The 18,988-nt window shown below is 43.6% G+C and carries 21 protein-coding genes and 4 pseudogenes; 14 read left to right on the top strand and 11 right to left on the bottom strand.

Annotated features, from left to right (window positions below; translation table 11 throughout):
• Positions 1-68 precede the first annotated feature (68 nt).
• The gene (locus MiSe_RS32355; protein WP_226587858.1) at positions 69-710 is read right to left on the bottom strand and encodes a hypothetical protein; all 642 of its coding nucleotides are present in this window, start codon (positions 708-710) and stop codon (positions 69-71) included.
• Between the two features lie 215 nt (positions 711-925).
• Positions 926-1,636: a helix-turn-helix domain-containing protein gene (locus MiSe_RS32350; protein ID WP_307731581.1), complete on the bottom strand. Its 711-nt coding sequence runs from the start codon at positions 1,634-1,636 to the stop codon at positions 926-928.
• Positions 1,637-1,853: 217 nt separating this feature from the next.
• Between MiSe_RS32350 and MiSe_RS32345 the strand changes: the two genes are divergently transcribed.
• The 7 genes from MiSe_RS32345 to MiSe_RS32315 are packed head-to-tail and all read left to right on the top strand — an operon-like array spanning position 1,854 to position 8,186.
• On the top strand, positions 1,854-3,053 hold the full coding sequence (locus MiSe_RS32345; RefSeq protein WP_226587856.1) for a HesA/MoeB/ThiF family protein: 1,200 nt from the start codon (positions 1,854-1,856) through the stop codon (positions 3,051-3,053).
• 39 nt (positions 3,054-3,092) lie between these two features.
• A complete protein-coding gene (locus MiSe_RS32340; protein WP_226587853.1) occupies positions 3,093-3,353 on the top strand; it encodes a hypothetical protein in 261 nt (86 codons plus the stop codon).
• 3 nt (positions 3,354-3,356) lie between these two features.
• Entirely contained in the window at positions 3,357-3,887 is a 531-nt protein-coding gene (locus MiSe_RS32335) for a ubiquitin-conjugating enzyme family protein (RefSeq protein WP_226587851.1), read from the top strand.
• 4 nt (positions 3,888-3,891) lie between these two features.
• The gene (locus tag MiSe_RS32330) at positions 3,892-4,812 is read left to right on the top strand and encodes a M67 family metallopeptidase (RefSeq protein WP_226587849.1); all 921 of its coding nucleotides are present in this window, start codon (positions 3,892-3,894) and stop codon (positions 4,810-4,812) included.
• 15 nt (positions 4,813-4,827) lie between these two features.
• The gene (locus MiSe_RS32325) at positions 4,828-6,558 is read left to right on the top strand and encodes a type IV secretory system conjugative DNA transfer family protein (RefSeq protein ID WP_226587847.1); all 1,731 of its coding nucleotides are present in this window, start codon (positions 4,828-4,830) and stop codon (positions 6,556-6,558) included.
• 4 nt (positions 6,559-6,562) lie between these two features.
• Positions 6,563-7,213: a hypothetical protein gene (locus MiSe_RS32320; protein WP_226587845.1), complete on the top strand. Its 651-nt coding sequence runs from the start codon at positions 6,563-6,565 to the stop codon at positions 7,211-7,213.
• A gap of 10 nt (positions 7,214-7,223) precedes the next feature.
• A complete protein-coding gene (locus MiSe_RS32315; protein WP_226587843.1) occupies positions 7,224-8,186 on the top strand; it encodes a hypothetical protein in 963 nt (320 codons plus the stop codon).
• Here the strand turns inward: MiSe_RS32315 and MiSe_RS32310 are convergent.
• Positions 8,158-8,304 (bottom strand): hypothetical protein, encoded by a 147-nt coding sequence (locus MiSe_RS32310; RefSeq protein WP_226587841.1) that lies wholly within the window; start codon positions 8,302-8,304, stop codon positions 8,158-8,160. The genes MiSe_RS32315 and MiSe_RS32310 overlap by 29 nt on opposite strands.
• 1 nt (position 8,305) lies before the next feature.
• On the opposite strand from MiSe_RS32310, the pseudogene MiSe_RS54115 reads away from it, so the two are divergent.
• Positions 8,306-8,410: pseudogene (locus MiSe_RS54115) on the top strand (DUF427 domain-containing protein); the annotation flags it as partial.
• A 140-nt stretch (positions 8,411-8,550) separates the two neighbouring features.
• Here MiSe_RS54115 and MiSe_RS32305 read toward each other — a convergent pair.
• Positions 8,551-9,117 (bottom strand): Crp/Fnr family transcriptional regulator, encoded by a 567-nt coding sequence (locus MiSe_RS32305; protein ID WP_226587839.1) that lies wholly within the window; start codon positions 9,115-9,117, stop codon positions 8,551-8,553.
• 131 nt (positions 9,118-9,248) lie between these two features.
• Positions 9,249-9,494 (bottom strand): hypothetical protein, encoded by a 246-nt coding sequence (locus MiSe_RS32300; protein WP_226587838.1) that lies wholly within the window; start codon positions 9,492-9,494, stop codon positions 9,249-9,251.
• A gap of 216 nt (positions 9,495-9,710) precedes the next feature.
• Between MiSe_RS32300 and MiSe_RS32295 the strand changes: the two are divergent.
• Positions 9,711-10,617 (top strand): annotated as a pseudogene (locus MiSe_RS32295) (FAD/NAD(P)-binding protein); the annotation flags it as partial.
• Positions 10,618-10,644: 27 nt separating this feature from the next.
• Here MiSe_RS32295 and MiSe_RS32290 read toward each other — a convergent pair.
• A complete protein-coding gene (locus MiSe_RS32290) occupies positions 10,645-11,898 on the bottom strand; it encodes an RNA-guided endonuclease InsQ/TnpB family protein (RefSeq protein ID WP_226587836.1) in 1,254 nt (417 codons plus the stop codon).
• Between the two features lie 26 nt (positions 11,899-11,924).
• On the opposite strand from MiSe_RS32290, the pseudogene tnpA reads away from it, so the two are divergent.
• The 5 genes and pseudogenes from tnpA (at position 11,925) to MiSe_RS32265 (ending at position 14,956) form a co-directional block, all read left to right on the top strand.
• Positions 11,925-12,334, top strand: a pseudogene (gene tnpA / locus MiSe_RS53060) (IS200/IS605 family transposase).
• Positions 12,335-12,473: 139 nt separating this feature from the next.
• Positions 12,474-12,776, top strand: a pseudogene (locus MiSe_RS54110) (FAD-dependent oxidoreductase); the annotation flags it as partial.
• A gap of 130 nt (positions 12,777-12,906) precedes the next feature.
• Positions 12,907-13,182 (top strand): DUF7219 family protein, encoded by a 276-nt coding sequence (locus MiSe_RS32275; RefSeq protein WP_226587834.1) that lies wholly within the window; start codon positions 12,907-12,909, stop codon positions 13,180-13,182.
• A 132-nt stretch (positions 13,183-13,314) separates the two neighbouring features.
• Positions 13,315-14,142 (top strand): 4-hydroxy-tetrahydrodipicolinate reductase, encoded by an 828-nt coding sequence (dapB, locus tag MiSe_RS32270; protein ID WP_226587832.1) that lies wholly within the window; start codon positions 13,315-13,317, stop codon positions 14,140-14,142.
• Between the two features lie 82 nt (positions 14,143-14,224).
• The gene (locus MiSe_RS32265; protein WP_226587830.1) at positions 14,225-14,956 is read left to right on the top strand and encodes a DUF8619 family protein; all 732 of its coding nucleotides are present in this window, start codon (positions 14,225-14,227) and stop codon (positions 14,954-14,956) included.
• Positions 14,957-14,991: 35 nt separating this feature from the next.
• Here MiSe_RS32265 and MiSe_RS32260 read toward each other — a convergent pair whose 3' ends face one another.
• The 5 genes from MiSe_RS32260 to MiSe_RS32240 all read right to left on the bottom strand — a co-directional run bounded on the left by MiSe_RS32260 (position 14,992) and on the right by MiSe_RS32240 (position 18,860).
• Positions 14,992-15,624: a precorrin-8X methylmutase gene (locus MiSe_RS32260; protein ID WP_226587828.1), complete on the bottom strand. Its 633-nt coding sequence runs from the start codon at positions 15,622-15,624 to the stop codon at positions 14,992-14,994.
• A gap of 363 nt (positions 15,625-15,987) precedes the next feature.
• Positions 15,988-16,917 (bottom strand): hypothetical protein, encoded by a 930-nt coding sequence (locus MiSe_RS32255; RefSeq protein WP_226587826.1) that lies wholly within the window; start codon positions 16,915-16,917, stop codon positions 15,988-15,990.
• Positions 16,875-17,336 (bottom strand): hypothetical protein, encoded by a 462-nt coding sequence (locus MiSe_RS32250; RefSeq protein WP_226587824.1) that lies wholly within the window; start codon positions 17,334-17,336, stop codon positions 16,875-16,877. The genes MiSe_RS32255 and MiSe_RS32250 overlap by 43 nt, the downstream gene beginning before the upstream one ends.
• A 230-nt stretch (positions 17,337-17,566) precedes the next feature.
• A complete protein-coding gene (locus MiSe_RS32245; protein ID WP_226587822.1) occupies positions 17,567-17,833 on the bottom strand; it encodes a hypothetical protein in 267 nt (88 codons plus the stop codon).
• The gene (locus MiSe_RS32240; protein ID WP_226587820.1) at positions 17,820-18,860 is read right to left on the bottom strand and encodes a CHAT domain-containing protein; all 1,041 of its coding nucleotides are present in this window, start codon (positions 18,858-18,860) and stop codon (positions 17,820-17,822) included. Before MiSe_RS32240 ends, MiSe_RS32245 begins: the two co-directional genes overlap by 14 nt.
• Positions 18,861-18,988: the final 128 nt, after the last annotated feature.

Genomic DNA, 18,988 nt, shown 5'->3' with positions numbered 1-18,988 from the left:
ACCCACATCTCACGCTACGTTTAAAACCCGCCCTGCACTTAAGTGCAGGGCTAATAGCTAAAGTCCACTTAAGTGGACTCAAAAGATTTCTTTAGTCTACTTAAGTGGTTAGATTCTAACGTTTTAATATACTGCTTCAGTACAGGTGGAAGAGTGTAAAAAGTTTCTTGTTTTTCGATCAAGCAACGCCTGGTTAGAGATTGCAGCGCGTTTAGTAAATCTGACGATAGCATTTGTCCAGTTTCTAACAATTTGGCGAGGTTGACTGGAGCGCTTTCTTTCGCCAACAAGGAGAGGACTTGTTTTTCTATTTCGGATAAGCGATCGCACTGCTCCTTTAAAACATCTTTCAAATCTTCTGGCAACAATATGGTATCATTTGGTAATAACTCAGTCACAGATTCTCCCAACTCAAGAATCTGTGTCGCTACGCTTTTTAACCATAACGGGTTACCTTGGTAGCGGTGAATCAGTGCTGAGTAGTTATCGATTTCTTCTAACCCATAATCTCTCAGTATTTCCCGTGCGGCTGCGATATCTAACCCAGAGAGTTGTAAAGTACGAATTGCAGTATTTTGATTTTTTACTTGAGTCACTTCTCTCGGTTGTTCCCAACCTATTAACAGAAAGCAACAGGGATGGGATAATTTTTCTATCTGTTTGAAAAAGGAGCGATATTCTTCGTATCCTGGTTTATACTTTCCTGCCAATTCACCGCTACAGAAAAGGTTGTGAACGTCATCTAAGACTGCTAAACAGCGATGCTTTTGTAAATATTTAATTAGCGGTAAGGGTTTTTGGTTAGTTGCAGGTGAATCTTGCTTTTCTGACTGTGAGAAAAACTGTATTAACTCAAGTTGCTAGTTATCTCTCTCACAGCGGCTAATGGCTAATGGCTAATGGCGAGATTGGTAAAAATCCTATATTAGCAATTAGCAATTAGCAAGCTTGCAAGCTGGCAACGCCCTTGTTTATAACTAGCAACTTGCGTTATTAGTTTATGTTGAAATTCAGCTATAGTGGGGTATTCGTCCAGACTGCACCAAATTACGTATTCAAACTCATCTTTTATTTGTTGTACGAGTTGCACTGCTAATGTGGTTTTGCCGATACCGCTGATGCCTGTAAGTGCTATTAGGCGACAGCTTTGTTGTAAAATCCATGTTGTGAGGGTTTCGAGTTCCGGAGTGCGATCGTAAAAAGCACCCAACTCTGGCATCTCGCTTAAATCTTGATGTATATTTTTAGTTTGTTTTGTGTTAGATGGTTCCCGATCAGGTGGGTTTGAGTTTGGTATATCTGGTGGGTGCAAAATTTCCCCACAGAAGTTAACTGTACTAATTTGCACATAGTCTTGTGCAAAATGTGAAAATATGGAGACTTGCAACCTCTCCATTGCTGCTCGAAAGTTTATTTTATTAACATCTTCCCCTAACAATTCCGAAAGCATCTGCCATAATTGCGATCCTGTTTCTCTGACATAGCCTTCTGACTTATCTAAATCTTTAGCAATTTCCTTATATTTTTCACCTTGTAAAGTACCTCTAAGAATCGCCTGTTGCAAGTTATCTAAATGTTTACCCGTTTTGGCAAATACCAGGTCATCAGCGATTTTTAACGCTTCCTTGAGGTTCATGCGATCGCTTAGCTACTATACCTTGCACTATTATACCATACTTTTTCCGACAAAATCCAACAAAACTAATTACAAAATAAAAGTAAGCTACTTACAAAATATGATTTTTTCTGACTAGGCAAAATCTGAGTTTGACAGACATACTGGATAAAGAGAAATTTGCTAGCCAAATAATAAGTTGTCACATCTTTTCTAGGAATGGGTAGAAACTAAGGCTGTGTCTGAGGATAAATACGAGCGTTTAAAAAGGATTCCCAACTGGAGTCAAGAAAAATTAGCCAATGCGAAAGTAGCAGTATTTGGCTGCGGTGCATTGGGTAACGAAGTGCTAAAGAATTTGGCTTTGCTGGGAGTAGGTAATATTTGGGTAGTAGACTACGACACCATCGAAAAGCATAACTTGACGCGATCGGTTTTGTTTAGGGAATCAGATATAGGCAGATATAAAGCCGAGGTGGTAGCTGAACGGGTTAAGGAAATTAATCCTGACACTCAAGTATATCCCATTATTGGCAAGTTAGAGTTTGCTTTTGGGCGCGGCTTGCTGCGAGAAATGGATGTAGCCTTTGGCTGTTTGGATAGTATTGGGGCTAGAAGGGAACTAAACGAGCGATGTTATTTTGCCGGTGTTCCTTGGATCGACGGCGGGATAGGTCACAATTCGGGGAATGTAGCTCTTTGGAATCCAAGAGTGCCTGAGACAGCTTGCTATCAGTGTGCAATGGACGACTTTGCTTGGGAGAAACTCCACGAGAGATATCCTTGTCCAAGAGGCTATTTACAAGACAACTATGAAGAGGTCAAAATTGCAACAACAATTATGACAGCTTCGGTAACTGCGGCTTATCAGGTGGAAGTTGCAGTACAACTGTTAATCAGAGAAGAAAGCGATCTTAAATCAGGGCATCAGTTGTTTTTGCCAGTTACTATTCCCAAAGGCTTTGAAACAATCAAATTAAATGTCGATAAAAAATGCCGAATTCATGCCTCTCTTCTGAAAAAGCAAGAAAGAGAAATTCATAAAGTCAGTTTAGACAATAGTCCAAGGCAAGTTGCAGAAAAGATAGGTCTAAGTAACGATTGGGAGCTTGAGTTACTTTTTGATTACGTCTTTAAATTCACTTGTTCTTGCGGAGATGTTGAGACTGTACGAAAACCCAAAAAAGAAATAAAGCAGAGTGAAGCAAAATGTCCTCAATGCGGAAATAGCAGCAGATCGGCGATAGAGGGTTTCCGAATCAATGCCGAATCAGAAGAAGCTGATTGTTCATTTTTTGACTTAGGCTTGTGTGATCGGGAAATTATTCAATTTGTTGATGAGAAAGGGAGAGTAGATATTGAAATTGAGTCTGACACTCAAGAAACCGCTTCGGATTCAGTAACCAACTTTCAAGAAGTAGTAGGAAATAGCGCTTAATTGAATTTACAGTGTTGTTACAAAAAGGAGATTTTAATTATGTCACAAGAGCAATATGTTCAGGTAACAGTTTGGGATCAAAGCGAAACTAACAAAAAGGATGTTGATGTTCCCCTATCAATGAAAATGAGAGCATTCAAAGAAGCTGCTAAACAATCATTAAAAGTGGATGCTGCTCTGCCCTGTCGGCTTCAATTAAAGAGAACAGGCACGGACATGAACGACGAAGATACATTCCAAAGTGCTGGTATTCAAAATAAAGACGTTTTTAAACTAATGACAAACAATCCAGGAGGTTAAGCAATGTCTGAACGCACCGACACACTCGCCAATGATTATGAAGAATTACAAGCTTTATCTGTTTTCCATGTCCCTGAAAAAATAAGAATTTTGGAAACTGATGGAAGGCGCCCTCCAGAATTTTATCGCCTGCAAATTTCTAACTGTATTGGAGTGGAGTCAGTAGGGGCTGACGGTAAACCTAAGTATCGGCAAGATCACATACTCATCATTCGTAATTTTCCGGCAAATTACCCAGATCGAGGGGCATTACCTGACGTCATAATGCAGACTCCTATCTTTCATCCTAATGTCTTTGATGCTCCATCTAATAAAGGACAATTTTGTTTTGCAAAAGGCTCGATGACTCAGAACCAACTCCTCAAACCTCTCATTGAGAGAATTATCGGGATGATTCAATATCAAAATCAAGAATATGGCAATCCTGCCAATCGCGATGCCGAGAGATGGGCAATCCAAAATAAACATTTATTTCCCCTAAGACCAAACTCTGGTGGTGATAATCAATCCCAAATCAACCTTATCTTTAGGTGACTTTATGTTTCAACTAGAATTTCGTGATGCTCCCGATTCCTATAAGCCCCTTAATTGCACTCTTTCAGAGTTTTTACAGGAAAAAGAAAGACTCCTTGCTAGAAGTGCAAATATCGAAAAATTGTACAAAAGGCTTTGCAGCAATGAAATGAATGTTTTTATTCACCAGACGGCTGAGGAATGTTTGAAAGAACATCTCAGCAGAGATTCTTATACAGAAACAGGAGGAGTATTAGTCGGACAAGCATATTTTTGTAAAAAAATAAAACGCCATTACACAGAAATAGTGGGTGCAATACCGGCTATTAACACAGTTGGTAATCGAGTTCACTTTGAATTTACTTCCGAATCTTGGAATGAAATATATAAAATTCGTCAGCGAGATTTTCCACAGAATGTAATTGTGGGTTGGTATCATTCCCATCCGGGGCATGGAATTTTCTTATCCGGTACCGATCTGACGACACAGAGATCTTGTTATAACCAGATTTGGCAAATTGCGGTGGTGTACGATCCTCTAAATCAGCAGATTGGCTTCTTTTATGGAGCAGATGGGAAAAGAATTGATCCTATTTACCTGGAAAAATCTTCTCAGCAACTCCAGTGGCGAGACGTAACTCAAGAACCACAGCCACAACCACACAGAAGAGAACCGCAATTGCCACCTGTTCCTCGGTCGCAAAAGGTGCAGAATAGGTCTGAAATAGCAGCACGGTTCCCAAATGAACCAGAAAACAGCGAACAACCTGAAGGCCAAAATCCAGGTATTTGGAAGATTATTCTTCTACCTGTATCTTTGTTGACTCGACTGATTGGGAAAATATCTCAATCTTATCCGCAAAATCCACAACTACCCGATTCACCGCAGCCATCAGAGTCGCAATCCCCAGAGTCGCAACAAAGTAGCCCGCACCAGCAACCATAGGCATAAAAAAAGAACATGACTTGGCAAGATTCATTTGAAAATTTAGGCTGGGGATTAAGAAACCTGTTCGGAGGTGGTGAAACAATTATTGGCCCCAACGAACCTTTACCCCCTACAGATATTCACCTCAGAGACTTAAGAGATTACTCAGGAACAGCCACGCTCAATGAGATTACGGATATTCTCAAAAGTCCGGGTTCTCAGCTTCATAATTGCAGAATTATTAAACATCTAGATAGACACGCTTCTGAGCCAGTTGTCAATCTCGGTAAATTCTTAAAAATTGCCGGGGGAAAAGTCAAGCCAACTCAAGATATTTGGCTACGAGAAAAATCCATTTACAAAAATGTAGCCATTATTGGCCCGCCTGGTTCCGGCAAAACAGAAGGGTTAATCATTCCAGGCATTAAGGCGGCAATTGATGCTGGTTTATCTAATATCGTGATTGATGTTAAAGGTGGCTCCCTCATCGACAAACTGGGACACTATGCAGAGCAAAAAGGTGTACGAATCATCTATTGGAGTACGCTTCCCCAAGAAGTAGCCCGCAGTCATAGTATTAACTTACTAGATAATATCAAATCCATACAAGATGCTCAAATTTTAGCTAAATCTTTGTATGGCAATACTGATAACTTAGGAGAAAGTCGGCCTTTTGCCCTAAGAGATATTGGGTGGATGGCGCAGTGGATAATGCTGGTGAAGCAGATTTTTGGAAATGCTGCGAACCTTACGCATGTTTACCGAATTGCCGAGAATCCTGTTGAAACTCTAACGCAACTTTTACGGGTATGTCAGGATAGGAGATTACAAGCCGCCATTCAATCTCAATTAAGATTAATCCAAGAAAGTGAAAACGGGGCGAATGCTTTTACTTGGGCAATTCAAGATGCAATTAACTTTTTTGGTTGGCCTAACTTTGAGCAAGTTACAGGACACAGCGATATTTTACTGCGAGATATTCAGCGACAGCCTACTTTATTAGTGATTGGCGCTGAGTTAGCAGGGCGGGATGTTTCTAAAAAGATATCATCAGCACTAATTGACATTCTGATGACGATTTTTTATGAGCGATGGACTCAAAATCAGGAGGGTCAAGGAATTGTATTTTGGATTGATGAGTTTCCCAGAATTCAGCAAGAGATAGATGTTGCTGAGTTTACCAGTGTGGCGCGTTCAGCGAGAGGAAGTATTGTCATTGCTACTCAAAGTTTGGAGCAAATCGCGCCAGAATATCGAGAACAGGTGATGGAAAATTTCGATACTGTTGTTCTCTGTCGGGGTGTGGGTGCTAGTGCGGCTGATTGGTTGAGTAACCGCTTGGGAAATCGCAACCAAAATTTGACAAGACGGAGACACCACGAACCAAATTCTCAAGATGAATTTCCTTGGTTACGTACTCGTTTCGATCGAGAAAGATACGAAAATTGGCGCGAATCTGCACCTGTATTGGATAGCAGGGAAATTCAGTATCCTGTGGGCAATCAGTATGTAGCGGTAGTTCATTCTAGAACGGCTTGTCGCAAACCGTTTTTAGTTGATTATCAGAGAGTTATAGAGCCTGATATTGTGTGGCAGCCCTCTCGGATTCCAAGACCTAGATGGCGTCGTGCTAACCAGGAAACAAACAGTAACCTTACTCCAACTAGACACAAAGCTGTTTGGCATAACCGAAGACAGCAACAGGAAAATTCTACGGATTCAACTTCCGAATTAAATCAACCTCAAATTAGATGGAGAAGATAATTTTATGGTGGCAAGACAGGGGCCAGCTAATAAAGAAAAAGGTAGTTTTTTTGAACGCCTTGTAGAGGATTTACTGTGGCAAGCCAGCGTTGATATTTCCGATCGCTCAGAACGTCGTTACACGGAAGAGTTTGATAAAAATACAGAAATAGATCGTCTGATTTCCGATAGAGAAGGATGGGACTTTGCTATTTTAGAAATTAAGTCTGGTCAATTTAACGATCCAAATCAAGCAAGACGGCTAGTAAGTCTAGCCAAACAAGAAGGAATAAAACTTATTTTTGCAACGCCTGATGGCACAACGCGCAAGTTTAGCAATGCAGTCTTAGCTGAGTTAAATAAGTCGCAAGTTTTTATTATCGATCCTAACGAGATAAACGAGGCAAATGAAGTAACTTCACAAGGGGTTAATTACGGTCTTCCACCTGGTTTGTTAGAGCGAGCTAATTCATCTTTAACAAAAGAGACATCTGAATCACCAAAAGTTAAGTGGCGAAAGCAAAATACTCAGTTAGAAACGACAGAAAATACAACAGTTTACCGACAGAAAATAAAATGGGGTAAACAAAACGAGATTACCACTGCTACATCTATGACTACGGAAAATAGTGCAGTGACTAGAACCAAGAGAATGACAGGAAAAATGACACGATAATTTTCTTATTTTGCTTACTTTTATTAGAGTTTTTGCTCTGGAAACATTTAATGCTGATACTACAACTTTTTGTCCTTGGATGGGATCTGCATATCCATTCCAAAACGGTGAGGAAGCGATGAAGTGTAGTAGCTGCGGCACAGTTATGAAATTAGAAAGTTGGCAACAGTATCAGTATTGCCGAACTTGCCAAGGACGTAACGCGGTTCGTGCCCGTGCTGTATCTTCTAATGGAAGAACTTCTACTCGTCGAATCGGTTCAACGTTGAATAATCCAAGTCGAGTAAGATTCGGCAGTAGAACAACAGTAAATGGACAGGCAAATATAAGCTCTAATACTCCTCCCATAAATCCCCCAACCCCAACAGTAAATCCGCGTCCTACAATTTCTAATGCCTCTTCTAGTTCAAGAAATACTACGTCTTCAAGTTCAAGCTCTACAACTCCTAGTAACTCGTCTCGCACACAAGGTAGTTCTTTAAGTGGATGGATATATGGTGTTGCAATAGTTGCAACAGTTGCAATAGCAGCCGCTTTATCGCCAGGTATGAGCGCCTGGTTTACTGCTCAATTTAGTCAATTCACCAATAATTCTACAACCCAGAAGAACCAGCAACCTCCATTGACTCCTAAACAAGTTATTACAGGATATTATCAATCGGCTACATCCAATCCAGAAGCTGACCTCTCATTCCGAAGCGATGCTTTTAAAAATTATTGGAAACAAAAGGAACAAGGTAATAATAAGGAAGAGTTTTTCAAGAATTTTCAGAAAGTAGATGTTTATTCATTTCAAACTTTAAAAGAGTCTTCTACTAAAGCGAAGCTTAAAGTTTGGTTAAGATATCTGACGAAAAAGAACAAGACTACTTGTGAAAGCCAAATCATGGAACTTAGTTTCGATCAAAGCCAAGGTCAGTGGTTGATAGATAAGGTGTCTGATGTTAAATATAACCTTGATTGTCGTAAATAAAGATTTTATGCACTGGGCGATCGCTCTCCTCTCCCCTCGCTTTCTGATTTCCAGAGGCGATCGCACAAGCGAGCCAATACCAAGCGAGTCCCTTAGATACGATAGAACCCTTTAACACAAATAGCGAAAAAGTGCAACCGCAACCGGGTGGTTTTTATGGTGGTTGGATTACCAGCGATATTGTGGGGCCATTTAAAGGTGAACCGGGAACTTGGGGTTGGTAGCAATTAACTCAAGTTGCTAGTTATAAACTTGGGCGTTGCTAATTGCTAATTGCTAATTGCTAATACAGCATTTTTCCTCACACTAGCCATTAGCCATTAGCCATTAGCTCCAGGTTCGAGATAACTAGCAACTTGCGTTATTAATTGCCCAATAAAATTAAGTAACGTTGGTGGCGCGCGATCGCTTGTTCCCGTTCCAACTCATTGATTAGTCTGGTTACCGTTACCCGCGTAGTATTAATTACCTCAGCCAGCTCAAGATGGGTTAACCGTAACTCGATCTGTCGTCCTCGTTCGGTTTCGCAACCAAATTTCTGGGATAACCAAACCAACAGTCGCAGCAGGCGATCGCGCACTTGTTGCGACTGAAGTATACTCAGGAATTCTTCAGCTTGTTGAATGTGGGACAGCACTGCATCAAATGCTGGATACCACCGTTCAGAAGGCAAAATGCTCGCTTCTACTTTTGTCAAGCATTCAATCCGATAAGGTTTAATGCTTGACAGAGGTTGTCCCACTACGTCTCCTGCGCCCCAAAAACCTGTAACGATCAACGTTCCTTCATGATTCCAGGTCAAGGTTCGCACTGCACCTTGCTCTATTCTCCACAAAACATTGGCTCTTAGCGGCAGATCTTCCCGGTATTTAAAAGTACGTTGTTCTAGTTGGATGGGAAAGGCAGACAAGTTGCTACTTATAACTATCATGGGTTGCACAGCAGAAGCTAATCGCTAATTGCTAATTGCTCATGGGAATATTTTTCGGTTCTACTATTAGCCATTAGCGATTAGCCATTAGCTGTTAACAGTTGTGAAAAGATAACTAGCAACTGGCGTTACTAGCATAAATCGGTTTGCCGTCGTCGCGCCCACCACTTCCCAGGTGTCAATTCCGGGTCTTCATCTGGGTAAGAGGGAGCGATCGCTCTTGGCGACTGCAGTATTTGATTCTTCTCCAACCCAGCTAGCTTGGCGCTGCTATAAATCCCCAGATCGCTTTCTATCCCTGGCTGGGATCTAACTTTATTGAAAATATTTTTCGATAATAACCGGGCAATAACTGGCGGTTCGGTGTGTGAAGACATGGCTATCGCATTCCTAATTGACAATTTTTCCACTCAGATTCGGGTCGGAACCCCCTGGATTAAGTATAACGATAATTGAAAATAAATTTCAATTAACTCGGTTCGCGGGTTGGGCAACAAAAGAAACCTCTACGCAGAAACCCGGTTTCTCCCCAGGTTGGGGCGTTTTATGATAATGATTATCATTATATAGGTTAAAATTTGTTAACGAGCCATATGAGAGTAACGCCAGCGTCCCTACCCGAACAAATCGACATGGCAATAGTGGGTGCGGGACCCCACGCCTTGACGTTAGCGACGCACTTGCTGCAAAAACGGCAGTCGATGCGGGGAAGGTTTTTGGTGTTCGATCCGAGTGGCAGTTGGATGAGTCAGTGGCGGCATCAATTTGCGGCGTTGGAGATTCCCCATTTGCGATCGCCTGCTGTCCACCATGTAGACCCTAACCCCTACGAGTTGCGTCGCTTTGCGGAAAACCGCCCCAACGAGTTATTTCCCCCCTATGACTTGCCAGGAACCGAGTTATTTGAAGATTTCTGCTTGGATGCGATCCGCCGCTGGCACTTGCAAGATCAAGTCGTCAAGGCGAAAGTCACAGCCATCGAACCGCCGTTAAATCGGTTACATCCTTGCTTTCGCCTGTGGTTGGAAAGCGGACAGTCAATCAAAGCACGGCGGGTTGTGCTGGCAAAAGGTAGCAGTACGCTCAATTTGCCTGAATGGGTGAGTAAAATACCATCGGGGTATCCAAGCGATCGCCTCTGCCATTCCCAGCAAGTCGATTTACGCACCTTGCATTTAACGAGTATTAATTATCGGCGGCGGGTTGACTAGCGGACATTTAGCCGTGGGCGCAATTTCACGGGGTGCAGAAGTAACTGTAATGACAAAACGTGAATTACAAGAAAAATTATTCGATGCCGACCCCGGTTGGTTAGGGCCAAAATATCTGAAGGGATTTTGGGCAGAAACTGACTGGGAAACCCGCGCCCTTGCGATTCTACAAGCGCGAAACGGCGGCTCGATGACTCCAGCCATGATGACATTATTGCGGCGGCAAGCGCGCCTTGGTAAGCTAACAACCTACGAACAATGCCAGGTAGTTGCAGCCAAGTGGCTGGGGGACAAGTGACAACTCCCACCGCCAACCCTATCGGGTCTGGCGGGGGCTTCTTAAACTCACGAATAAGAGTTCTTGCTTCAACGGCTGTGCATCCACTAAGCCTCTACAAGCAGCAAACGGTTGTCCTACCGTTCGTTTTAAAACATTAAGCGATGCGTTCAAATCCCTGTCCAAACTAACTCCACAATTGGGACAATTATGAACTCGATGTGACAAATCTTTAACAACTCTTTCACCGCAATTGAAACACTCGATACTCGTGCCTCTAGCATCAACCTCTTGAGTATGCTTGCCGCGTCTTACCGCTACTGCTTGCAATATATTCAAGAATGCACCCCAAGCCACATCTAGTATCGATTTAGCCAATCTGGTTCTAGCTAGACCTTTGATATTTAATTTCTCGAAGCCAATTAAATCGTAAGAAGCACATAACCAATGAGCTACCAAATAATGAAAATCTTTTCTTTGTCTAGCAATATGCAGATGCAATAAGGCTACTTTATTTGCTTGCTTTTGATAGTTTTTAGAGCATTTTTCCTGTCTCGCTAATTTACGTTGTTGGCGGGCTAGAACCGCTTGAGCTTTACGATAAAACTGAGGAACAGCAACCGCTTCACCTGAGCTAGTGGTTAAGAATTTCTCCAACCCCACATCAATTCCACAGGCTGACTTAATTTCATCAACGGGTACTTGTGAAGGGACTGTGTTATCTTGCAGTGAAAAACTCACATACCAACCATCAGCTTTACTGATAATTGTTGCCTGTTTAATCTCAAAGCCATCAGGGATTGGGCGGTGCAAGATAATTGGTATTTCCCCAATTTTAGACAACTTTAAAGTGCTGTCTATTAAATGCGCTCCAGCTTTATGACTGTTAACTCTAGGAAAAGTCATCGAACAGAGAGCGCCCTGTTTTTTAAATCTTGGCTTACCTCCTCTCTTGCCTGTTTTGTCTGGAATTAGCCAGCGTTGCCAAGCTCGATCCAACCGCATTAAATTCTGCTGTTGGCAGTCAGCATAAATGTTTTTGTATTCAGGAAATAACCGCTTAGTTTCTTTGAGGTCAGCCGCTTGTGAATAATAATTTACTTTGGTAGGAATCTCCCCAATTGGCTCACTCATCAAACTGCAACGGTCAATTTGAGCTCGGGTGCGACGCAACCAATCCAGCCTTTGACCTAGAGCATAGTTCCAGTGACGGCGCAACAACTCCCCCCAGTGGCTCAAGGTCGCCATCTGGCCAGGAGTTGGTTGCAATCGGTACTGGTAAGTTAGTAGCATAGAACCATTATATCATACTTGGTGCTATGAGCTACAATAAAGGATATCGTTGCGTTTACTCCCTTAATATTCATTTGGTGCTTGTCACTAAGTACCGTAAGAAGGTAATTGACAAGGCAATCCTGAATCGATTGCAGGAAATATTTGCTAGTACCTGTGAAAAGTGGGGAAGCTTGCCTGACTGATTTTAACGGTGAATCCGACCACGTTCATCTAATTATCGACTTCCCTCCAGACGTGGAAATTAGCAAGTTGGTCAATAATCTGAAAACTGTTTCTAGTCGGTTGATTCGCAGGCTTATTCGCGTTGGCAATCAACCAAGTATACCGAAAGCCAGTGTTTTGGACTGGGGCTTATTTTGTCGCCAGTTGCGGCGGCGTTACTGTTGACCAAGTTAAGAAATATGTTGAAAATCAAGCTTCGATTGACACCTAATTGGCGATTCCTCGCCCACCCCTTCGCGGTTGATAGCTTCGCATATCAATTTACTGACGGGGTGGCACTCGTCACCGCCCTCCTATCCCCCTCACCGCCAAGTGCTATCGCACTCTGGCGGGAGTACCTCGGAGGTTTAGATGGGCAAGAATACGAGTTTGACCGGATCTGGCTGGCAACTGGCACAAAACTCGATGCCACAACCGAACCATTATTAACAAGAATTCTTGATATTTATCCAATTCCAATTGTGAAAGGATTGCCAGTTTTAGACGAGTACCTGCGCTGGCCTGGTTGCGAGTTATTTGTGATGGGGGGGTTAGCAGCTTTACAAGTGGGGCCGACAGCAAGGAACCTTTATGGGGCGAGAATGGCTAGCGACAGAATCGTCCCAGCTATGGTAAAATCAAGTCTTTCTTTAGTAAAACTTAAAAGTGCGTGATGTTCTCACAAGGGTAAGTATATGATGTAAATGTAATAACCAGCACAAAAACGGATATCAACCGCAGGTCAGAGGTTTTACAACAGAAAATATGGTTTATTTTTTTAGTAATCACCCTGGAGGGGCAGAGATGAACGACCGCTCCGACTTTTTATATCCTCGCAGCCGCTACTATGGACGAGTCAAGCCAGAAAATATGGTGTTTAACGCCAATTTGCAAGAATTCGCCCAGCGGGTGAATTTTATTTGTGCTTTGGAAACTGGCGGCAAGCTTTCTCCAGAGGATGCTTACAAACAAATTAAGGGACTCTGGAAACAACTTAAACGCAGCAAAAAGCAACTCGGTATAGGCAAAGAAGCGTTTGAACCGGAAGATAATAACGGCGATAACCCTGAAGCTAATTGATTCGATATCTGGCATCAGAGAAACCGGGTTTGTTAGGTGTTGAGCAAAACAAACCCGGTTTCTTTGCTATTTGTCACAGGGAACGGTTAGTATGTCAAAATTCTCCTGTTGGCTCCAAGAGTAGTTTCAATCATGGCAAATCAATATCCGATTCCGGTTGTTGTCAACGGTGCTGGTGGCAAAATGGGGCGCGAGGTGGTAAAAGCAGTTGCTTCGGCATCCGACATGACGCTGCTGGGCGCAATCGAGCGAAATCCGGAATATATTGGCAAAGACGCTGGAGAAGTGGCGGGATGCGGGGCGCTGGAAATTCCCATCACCAATGAATTTGAACCGATGCTAGCGATGGCGGCGCAGGAAAGAACGCCCGGAGTACTGGTAGATTTTACCCATCCTAAAACAGTTTATGATTCGGTGCGGTCAGCGATCGCCTACGGCGTGCGCCCAGTCGTCGGTACCACGGGGATGAGTCCAGAACAATTGCAAGATTTAGGCGATTTTGCCGATAAAGCGAGCGTAGGCTGTTTAATTATCCCGAATTTCTCGATTGGCATGGTTTTGCTTCAACAAGCGGCGATCTCCGCCTCGCGCTACTTCGACCACGTGGAAATTATCGAACTGCACCACAACCAAAAAGCGGACGCCCCCAGCGGGACAGCAATTCAAACTGCCCAGATGCTAGCCGAAATGGGCAAACCCTTCAACCCGCCTAGCGTCAACGAAGAAGAAAAATTAGCCGGTGCCAGAGGTAGCGTCGCCGGAGAGGGAATTCGCATCCACAGCATCCGCTTACCGGGATTAATCGCCCATCAGGAAGTGATATTTGGCGCACCCGGTCAAGTGTACACCCTGCGACACGATACAAGCGATCGCTCCTGCTACATGCCAGGAGTTTTACTATCCATCCGCAAAGTCCTGCAATTACAATCCCTAGTATATGGATTAGAAAAAATACTCTAAGTTGGTAATAGGTAATGGGTAATTGGCAATCGTAAAACCGATTATCCATTAGCCATTAGCCATTAGCCATTAGCCATTGCCTATGCTGATACCATTAACCCGCGAAAAATTTGAACAACTCATCCCTCTGATCGCCACGGGTAGCCAGTACAAGTATTCCTGGGGAAAGCCCCGCGATGTGGTATTGCGGCTCTTAATTTCTGCGGGAATCCCCCTACTGCTGTATTTATTACACTTTGCCTTGCCCGACTTTGAGGGGCTGATTTCGGTACTCGGAATTATCGCCGGTTTGTATGTGCTGTGGGAGCCGATTTTGCGGTCGAGTCTAAAAAATGCCGAATGTCGTCGCTACAAATACAGCGGTTTCTGGCGGGGTGAAGTATTGGATGCATACGTTAGCGACGAAGTAGTGGGAAAACAGCTAACCACAAACAAGCGGGGCGAGTTAATGGTGGTGGAAGATCGCCAGAAACAGCTTAACTTAGAAGTTGGGGATGAAACCGGCTTCTCGACTGGGTTGCAAGTTCCCCTGCGCCGGGAATATAAGGGCATCAGGCGAGGACAAATTGCCGAGATGATGGTAATGTCAAATCGACCCGATCTGAGTCGGATTAGCAAAGTTTCGGATATTTTCATTCCCGATCTCGACCTGTGGGTAAGCGACTATCCTTATCTAAGACGGGATGAATTTGCCGATATCAGTCGTGAGTTACAACCAGCACCTGAGAGAGAAAGGGAACCGCGTCGGGGCAAGCGATTCTCCCAAGACGCTGCACCAAAGCGCAGACCCCGCACCACACAAGAAGACTGGTAAAAATTCCGCACCTGCCCCCCCGGGCACCTGCACTTTTACCCCCCAACCACTATTTCTTCTTGCCCGTAAGCTTGCCAAGCTAAATCGACCAATCCGTTAACAATAGCCGCCGCCACCACGGCACTACCTTTGCGCCCTTCAGTGCGAATGTGAGGAATCATCGAATCTTGCAAGCGTTCCTTCGCTACGTCTACATCGACAAACCCAGCAGGCGTGCCTATTACGAGGGCGGGTCGAATTTCTTCCGCCTCAATTAACTCTACCAGAGAAATCAAAGCCGTCTGAGCGCAACCGACCACAAAAATGCCCTCTGGATAGCGTCTGGCTAAAGTTTCGATTCCCCAGGCGACGCGGGTTTTTTCTTTTTGGGGGCGCGTCAGCGCATCCATGCTGCAATAAACTGGATTGGCAAAGGTGTTTTGGATATAAGGGGTAATGCCAACTTGCACCATCGGCACATCCACCACAATCGTAGTCCGCGCCGCCAACGCCGCCGCCCCAGATTGTAACGCTCGCTCTGAAAAGCGAATTAAGGATTTATACTCATAGTCAGCCGTGGCATAAATCGCCCGACGCACAATCTCGTATTCCGCAGGCGAAAACATATGTTCGCCGATTTCGCGATCGATGGTAGCTAGACTTAGAGCATCAGTGACGTGCCATTCCATAATTCATGCAAGGGATTGTTTGAGCGCTGTTAAAGTTACCATAACCCATGACATAGCGCTACGTCGCCGTGCGTCTTTCAGAGATGGGGACTGACGCAAAGAAACCGGGTTTCTAGTAGGGTCACGGCAAGCATAAAATTTTCACTTGTACAAAATATTTCGCCCGCCGTGCCCCTACCCTCGAAACAAAGGTGATAGGTTCCGAAGTGCGTAAGTTCTGAGAGATTTTAGCAGGACTTACGCAAATCACCTTTGTTTCTGGGAAAAATCGTCGATTTAGAACTAGAGATCGCAGCAAGAAACAAAGGTGATAGGTTCCGAACTGCGTAAGTCCTGTTTTATACAACCCCTCCGCCCAAAACATCACCCGCGACGCCCAAACCGCAGGATAATAAACGCTACCATCGCCGCCAGGAAGCCGATACCCAAACTCCAACCAAAGACTTCGATGCGGTAATTTAACGCAACTTCAGGGTTGGGTTTATCTTGGGTGAGAATTACCGCTCTTGCGATTTGACTGGTGGCGAGTCCGACACCTACAATACCAACGGTTTGGTTGAGGATGCGTTCGCTTTTCGTTTTCTCAATATCAATCACCCCCTGAATCGTCTGGATCGTATTTTCCATTAATCTCAATCCAGGGCTAAGATTGACATAATCTGACTCGATTTGTTCTAAGAATTTTTCCTTTGTAAAATCGCCAAATTCTTGCCAAAATTCCCAATCGCTATTGCTATCTATTTTTTTGATTCTTTCCAGACGTTTATGATAATTCCCGACGTTGACTTTAATTGTACGTCCTTGGTCATCTAAGCTATTGAGGTTATTAGTGTATTTTAGCAGAATATTGGGCGGTTTTTCCAGATTTTTTGGCAATTTATTAATATTTAATTTTCCACTAGCAACAGTTTGATTCAAATCGAGTATAGTTGTTTGAACAGACTGGGCGACTTGCTTTAAATTACTTTTCAGGCTGCGACTTTGAGCGTGGGCCCAAAGGATTTTGTGACGGTAGGCAAACAGGCGCATTAATTGGGGATAAAGCTGAGAAACATTGTCTCGAATTGCATCGATTTTGAGCTTGTACGGAAACAGGATAATTAAAACGTGAGATCCATCTTCGATTTGCTGCCATTGGGGCGGATAATACCACAAATCGAACGCAGTTGCGCCTAAAAAATTACCTTTATTTTCATCCCAGTTTGGCGTCCAAGGTAAATTTAACTGAGCATAGCATTCTTTAGCAGTTGCTAGAATATCTTGATTATCGGCGGCGAGTTCCAAATTAGCCAAGTTTGACCTAATTTTGGCTTCAGATTTTCAGCATCTATTTTAGTTTTAATTTCTGGCTGAATTTTGGACAGATTAGCAATCGGTTGGGGAGAAAATTTATAATCTTGGATAAAGTTAGCCGTGCAGTCTACCTGCAAGCCGTACATATCGCTTAATTGAACTGGATAAAAATAACCATCTAAGGGCGGTTCAAAAACCTTGAGTTTCTGGGAATCCAATAAGTCAATATAATCGGCACCCTCGTTTTCAGCTTGCTTGAATTGTTCGAGATTCTGGTTGGTTAATTGAGCGCCATATATTTTTTGCCAAAATTGTCTTCTATTTTCGTCTATTTTTGGCTCTTCGTCTCCTAAACCTGCTTTGATATCGTAGAGAAACAGATCGATAGTTGGGTAGATTAATTCGTTTGTGGTTGTCATGTTTTATCGCCGATACTTTAGATTAATTCTTACGTTCGTAGTTGCGCTAAAGCGCTTTAGCGCAACTACGAACCTTATGAAAGGATATCTCTCAAAACATCTTTCGCGGCTGGGACAGAGTTGCTTGCTTTAGTCAGAATTTTTTGGGCAATTTCTACCATTTTATTTCCGTCAACTTTTTGCTCATATTTGACTAAATATGGGTCAATATCAGCCGAAATATTTTCAATTTACCTATGGAGATTTTCTGGTTGGTACTGGGGGACACAATCACGAACTTGAGTAGGAAACTTAGCTATTTCGTCTGAGAATTTCAGAATCTGTTTGTAAGTAGTTGCTAGGGGTGGATAGCTCATAGCAATATCATATAACCGAGGGACATCTGCCGGAATATTAATTTGATTGATTTGCTGTTGTATTTCATCGGGCAGAGGTGCGTTCAGGTGGTAAAGCGCAAAAAGAAATACGCGGAGTTCCGAGATATCAGTTGGTTTCATTTGGCAAATTACCTGCAATTGTAAACGCTGACCAAAAGTAAGGGGACTTGTAGGGTTTGATGCTGGGTTCCTGTTTGTTAATCTTGTCTCTAAGGCGCGCAACTAAACGACGTAGACTAACTTCATTGTGGGGAATAGCGATTTCGGTTGCTGCATAGAAATCTGCCAGTTCTGCATTTGTCACGTTTCCCAGCCATTGAGTAGCTTCAGCTAAGGCTATGACTGGGGGTTTACCTCGTCGCAGCCGTTGATAAAATTGGATCGTTACTAATGCACTGGCGGCGGATTCTACTGTCCATAAAGTACTGACGACGTGGGCGACACCGCTATTGATAAAACCGCTTACCAACCCTACATATTCTGCGGTGATTGTACGGTCTCCCGTAATAGCAGTTTCGCCAGCGGCAAGGGTGACAAGTCGGTAGTTGGATAAATCAATTTTGCAGATATCTGCGAGGGTGAGTTTGTCTTCATCTGCTAGTGCTAAATAAGATAAAACTGGATTGTGGAAATTGTACGTGCCATGTCCTGTAAAGTGAAAGATACTGTGTTTTTGGCATAGTGCGGTTTCGACGGCGGCTTTGGTGGCATGTTGCGAGGAAATGCGGTTGGGGTTGGGGAATAATTGGCAAATTACCTCTGATTCAAGTTGGGAAAATTCTAGTTGAGAAAATCCCTTACTTGTGGGATGTTCGAAGCTGAGGAGAGATGGGATTTCTCTAGTTTCTTGTGTGATGGGCATCTTGCCCGTCTCTGTTGATAAGGCAGGTGTCTCTGTTGATAAGGCAGGCGAGACGCCCACCCCACAAGAGGAAGATGTTGCTGTCTCTTGTGGGATGGGCATCTTGCCCGTCTTGCCCACCCCACAAGAGGAAGATGTTGCTGTCTCTTGTGGGATGGGCATCTTGCCCGTCTCCTGTAATCTCAAGGTGATGTCAATTTGGGCGCAGGGTAGATAAGTGATGGTGAAATTATCGGGAAATAGCGCATGGAGGGGGAAGCGGTGCAAGTCGCGGTGAGGAATCAAATTGACACTCTCAGCTCTAAAGAGACTGAGATTCTGCGGACAGAGAAGGCATCGGATTTAACCAAAGTCTAACTCTCGCTGCGGTCGTCAAGCACCGCCTACCCAGTAAGCCTAAGTCTAAGCCTAGA

Origin of the sequence: Microseira wollei NIES-4236 (assembly GCF_020521235.1) — a bacterium.
Lineage (GTDB): Bacteria > Cyanobacteriota > Cyanobacteriia > Cyanobacteriales > Aerosakkonemataceae > Microseira > Microseira wollei.
The sequence above is the reverse complement of the archived record's forward strand: the minus strand, read 5'-3'. Positions and strand labels throughout refer to the sequence as shown.

What these genes read in the sequence shown, in the direction of transcription:
- dapB (WP_226587832.1), top strand. Translation starts at nt 13,315, where the DNA reads ATGGCAAATCAATATCCGATTCCGGTTGTTGTCAACGGTGCTGGTGGC.
- MiSe_RS32265 (WP_226587830.1), top strand. Translation starts at nt 14,225, where the DNA reads ATGCTGATACCATTAACCCGCGAAAAATTTGAACAACTCATCCCTCTG.
- MiSe_RS32275 (WP_226587834.1), top strand. Translation starts at nt 12,907, where the DNA reads ATGAACGACCGCTCCGACTTTTTATATCCTCGCAGCCGCTACTATGGA.
- MiSe_RS32350 (WP_307731581.1), bottom strand. Translation starts at nt 1,636, where the DNA reads ATGAACCTCAAGGAAGCGTTAAAAATCGCTGATGACCTGGTATTTGCC.
- MiSe_RS32305 (WP_226587839.1), bottom strand. Translation starts at nt 9,117, where the DNA reads ATGATAGTTATAAGTAGCAACTTGTCTGCCTTTCCCATCCAACTAGAA.
- MiSe_RS32300 (WP_226587838.1), bottom strand. Translation starts at nt 9,494, where the DNA reads ATGTCTTCACACACCGAACCGCCAGTTATTGCCCGGTTATTATCGAAA.
- MiSe_RS32260 (WP_226587828.1), bottom strand. Translation starts at nt 15,624, where the DNA reads ATGGAATGGCACGTCACTGATGCTCTAAGTCTAGCTACCATCGATCGC.
- MiSe_RS32325 (WP_226587847.1), top strand. Translation starts at nt 4,828, where the DNA reads ATGACTTGGCAAGATTCATTTGAAAATTTAGGCTGGGGATTAAGAAAC.
- MiSe_RS32250 (WP_226587824.1), bottom strand. Translation starts at nt 17,336, where the DNA reads ATGACAACCACAAACGAATTAATCTACCCAACTATCGATCTGTTTCTC.
- MiSe_RS32335 (WP_226587851.1), top strand. Translation starts at nt 3,357, where the DNA reads ATGTCTGAACGCACCGACACACTCGCCAATGATTATGAAGAATTACAA.
- MiSe_RS32320 (WP_226587845.1), top strand. Translation starts at nt 6,563, where the DNA reads ATGGTGGCAAGACAGGGGCCAGCTAATAAAGAAAAAGGTAGTTTTTTT.
- MiSe_RS32330 (WP_226587849.1), top strand. Translation starts at nt 3,892, where the DNA reads ATGTTTCAACTAGAATTTCGTGATGCTCCCGATTCCTATAAGCCCCTT.
- MiSe_RS32245 (WP_226587822.1), bottom strand. Translation starts at nt 17,833, where the DNA reads ATGAAACCAACTGATATCTCGGAACTCCGCGTATTTCTTTTTGCGCTT.
- MiSe_RS32340 (WP_226587853.1), top strand. Translation starts at nt 3,093, where the DNA reads ATGTCACAAGAGCAATATGTTCAGGTAACAGTTTGGGATCAAAGCGAA.
- MiSe_RS32290 (WP_226587836.1), bottom strand. Translation starts at nt 11,898, where the DNA reads ATGCTACTAACTTACCAGTACCGATTGCAACCAACTCCTGGCCAGATG.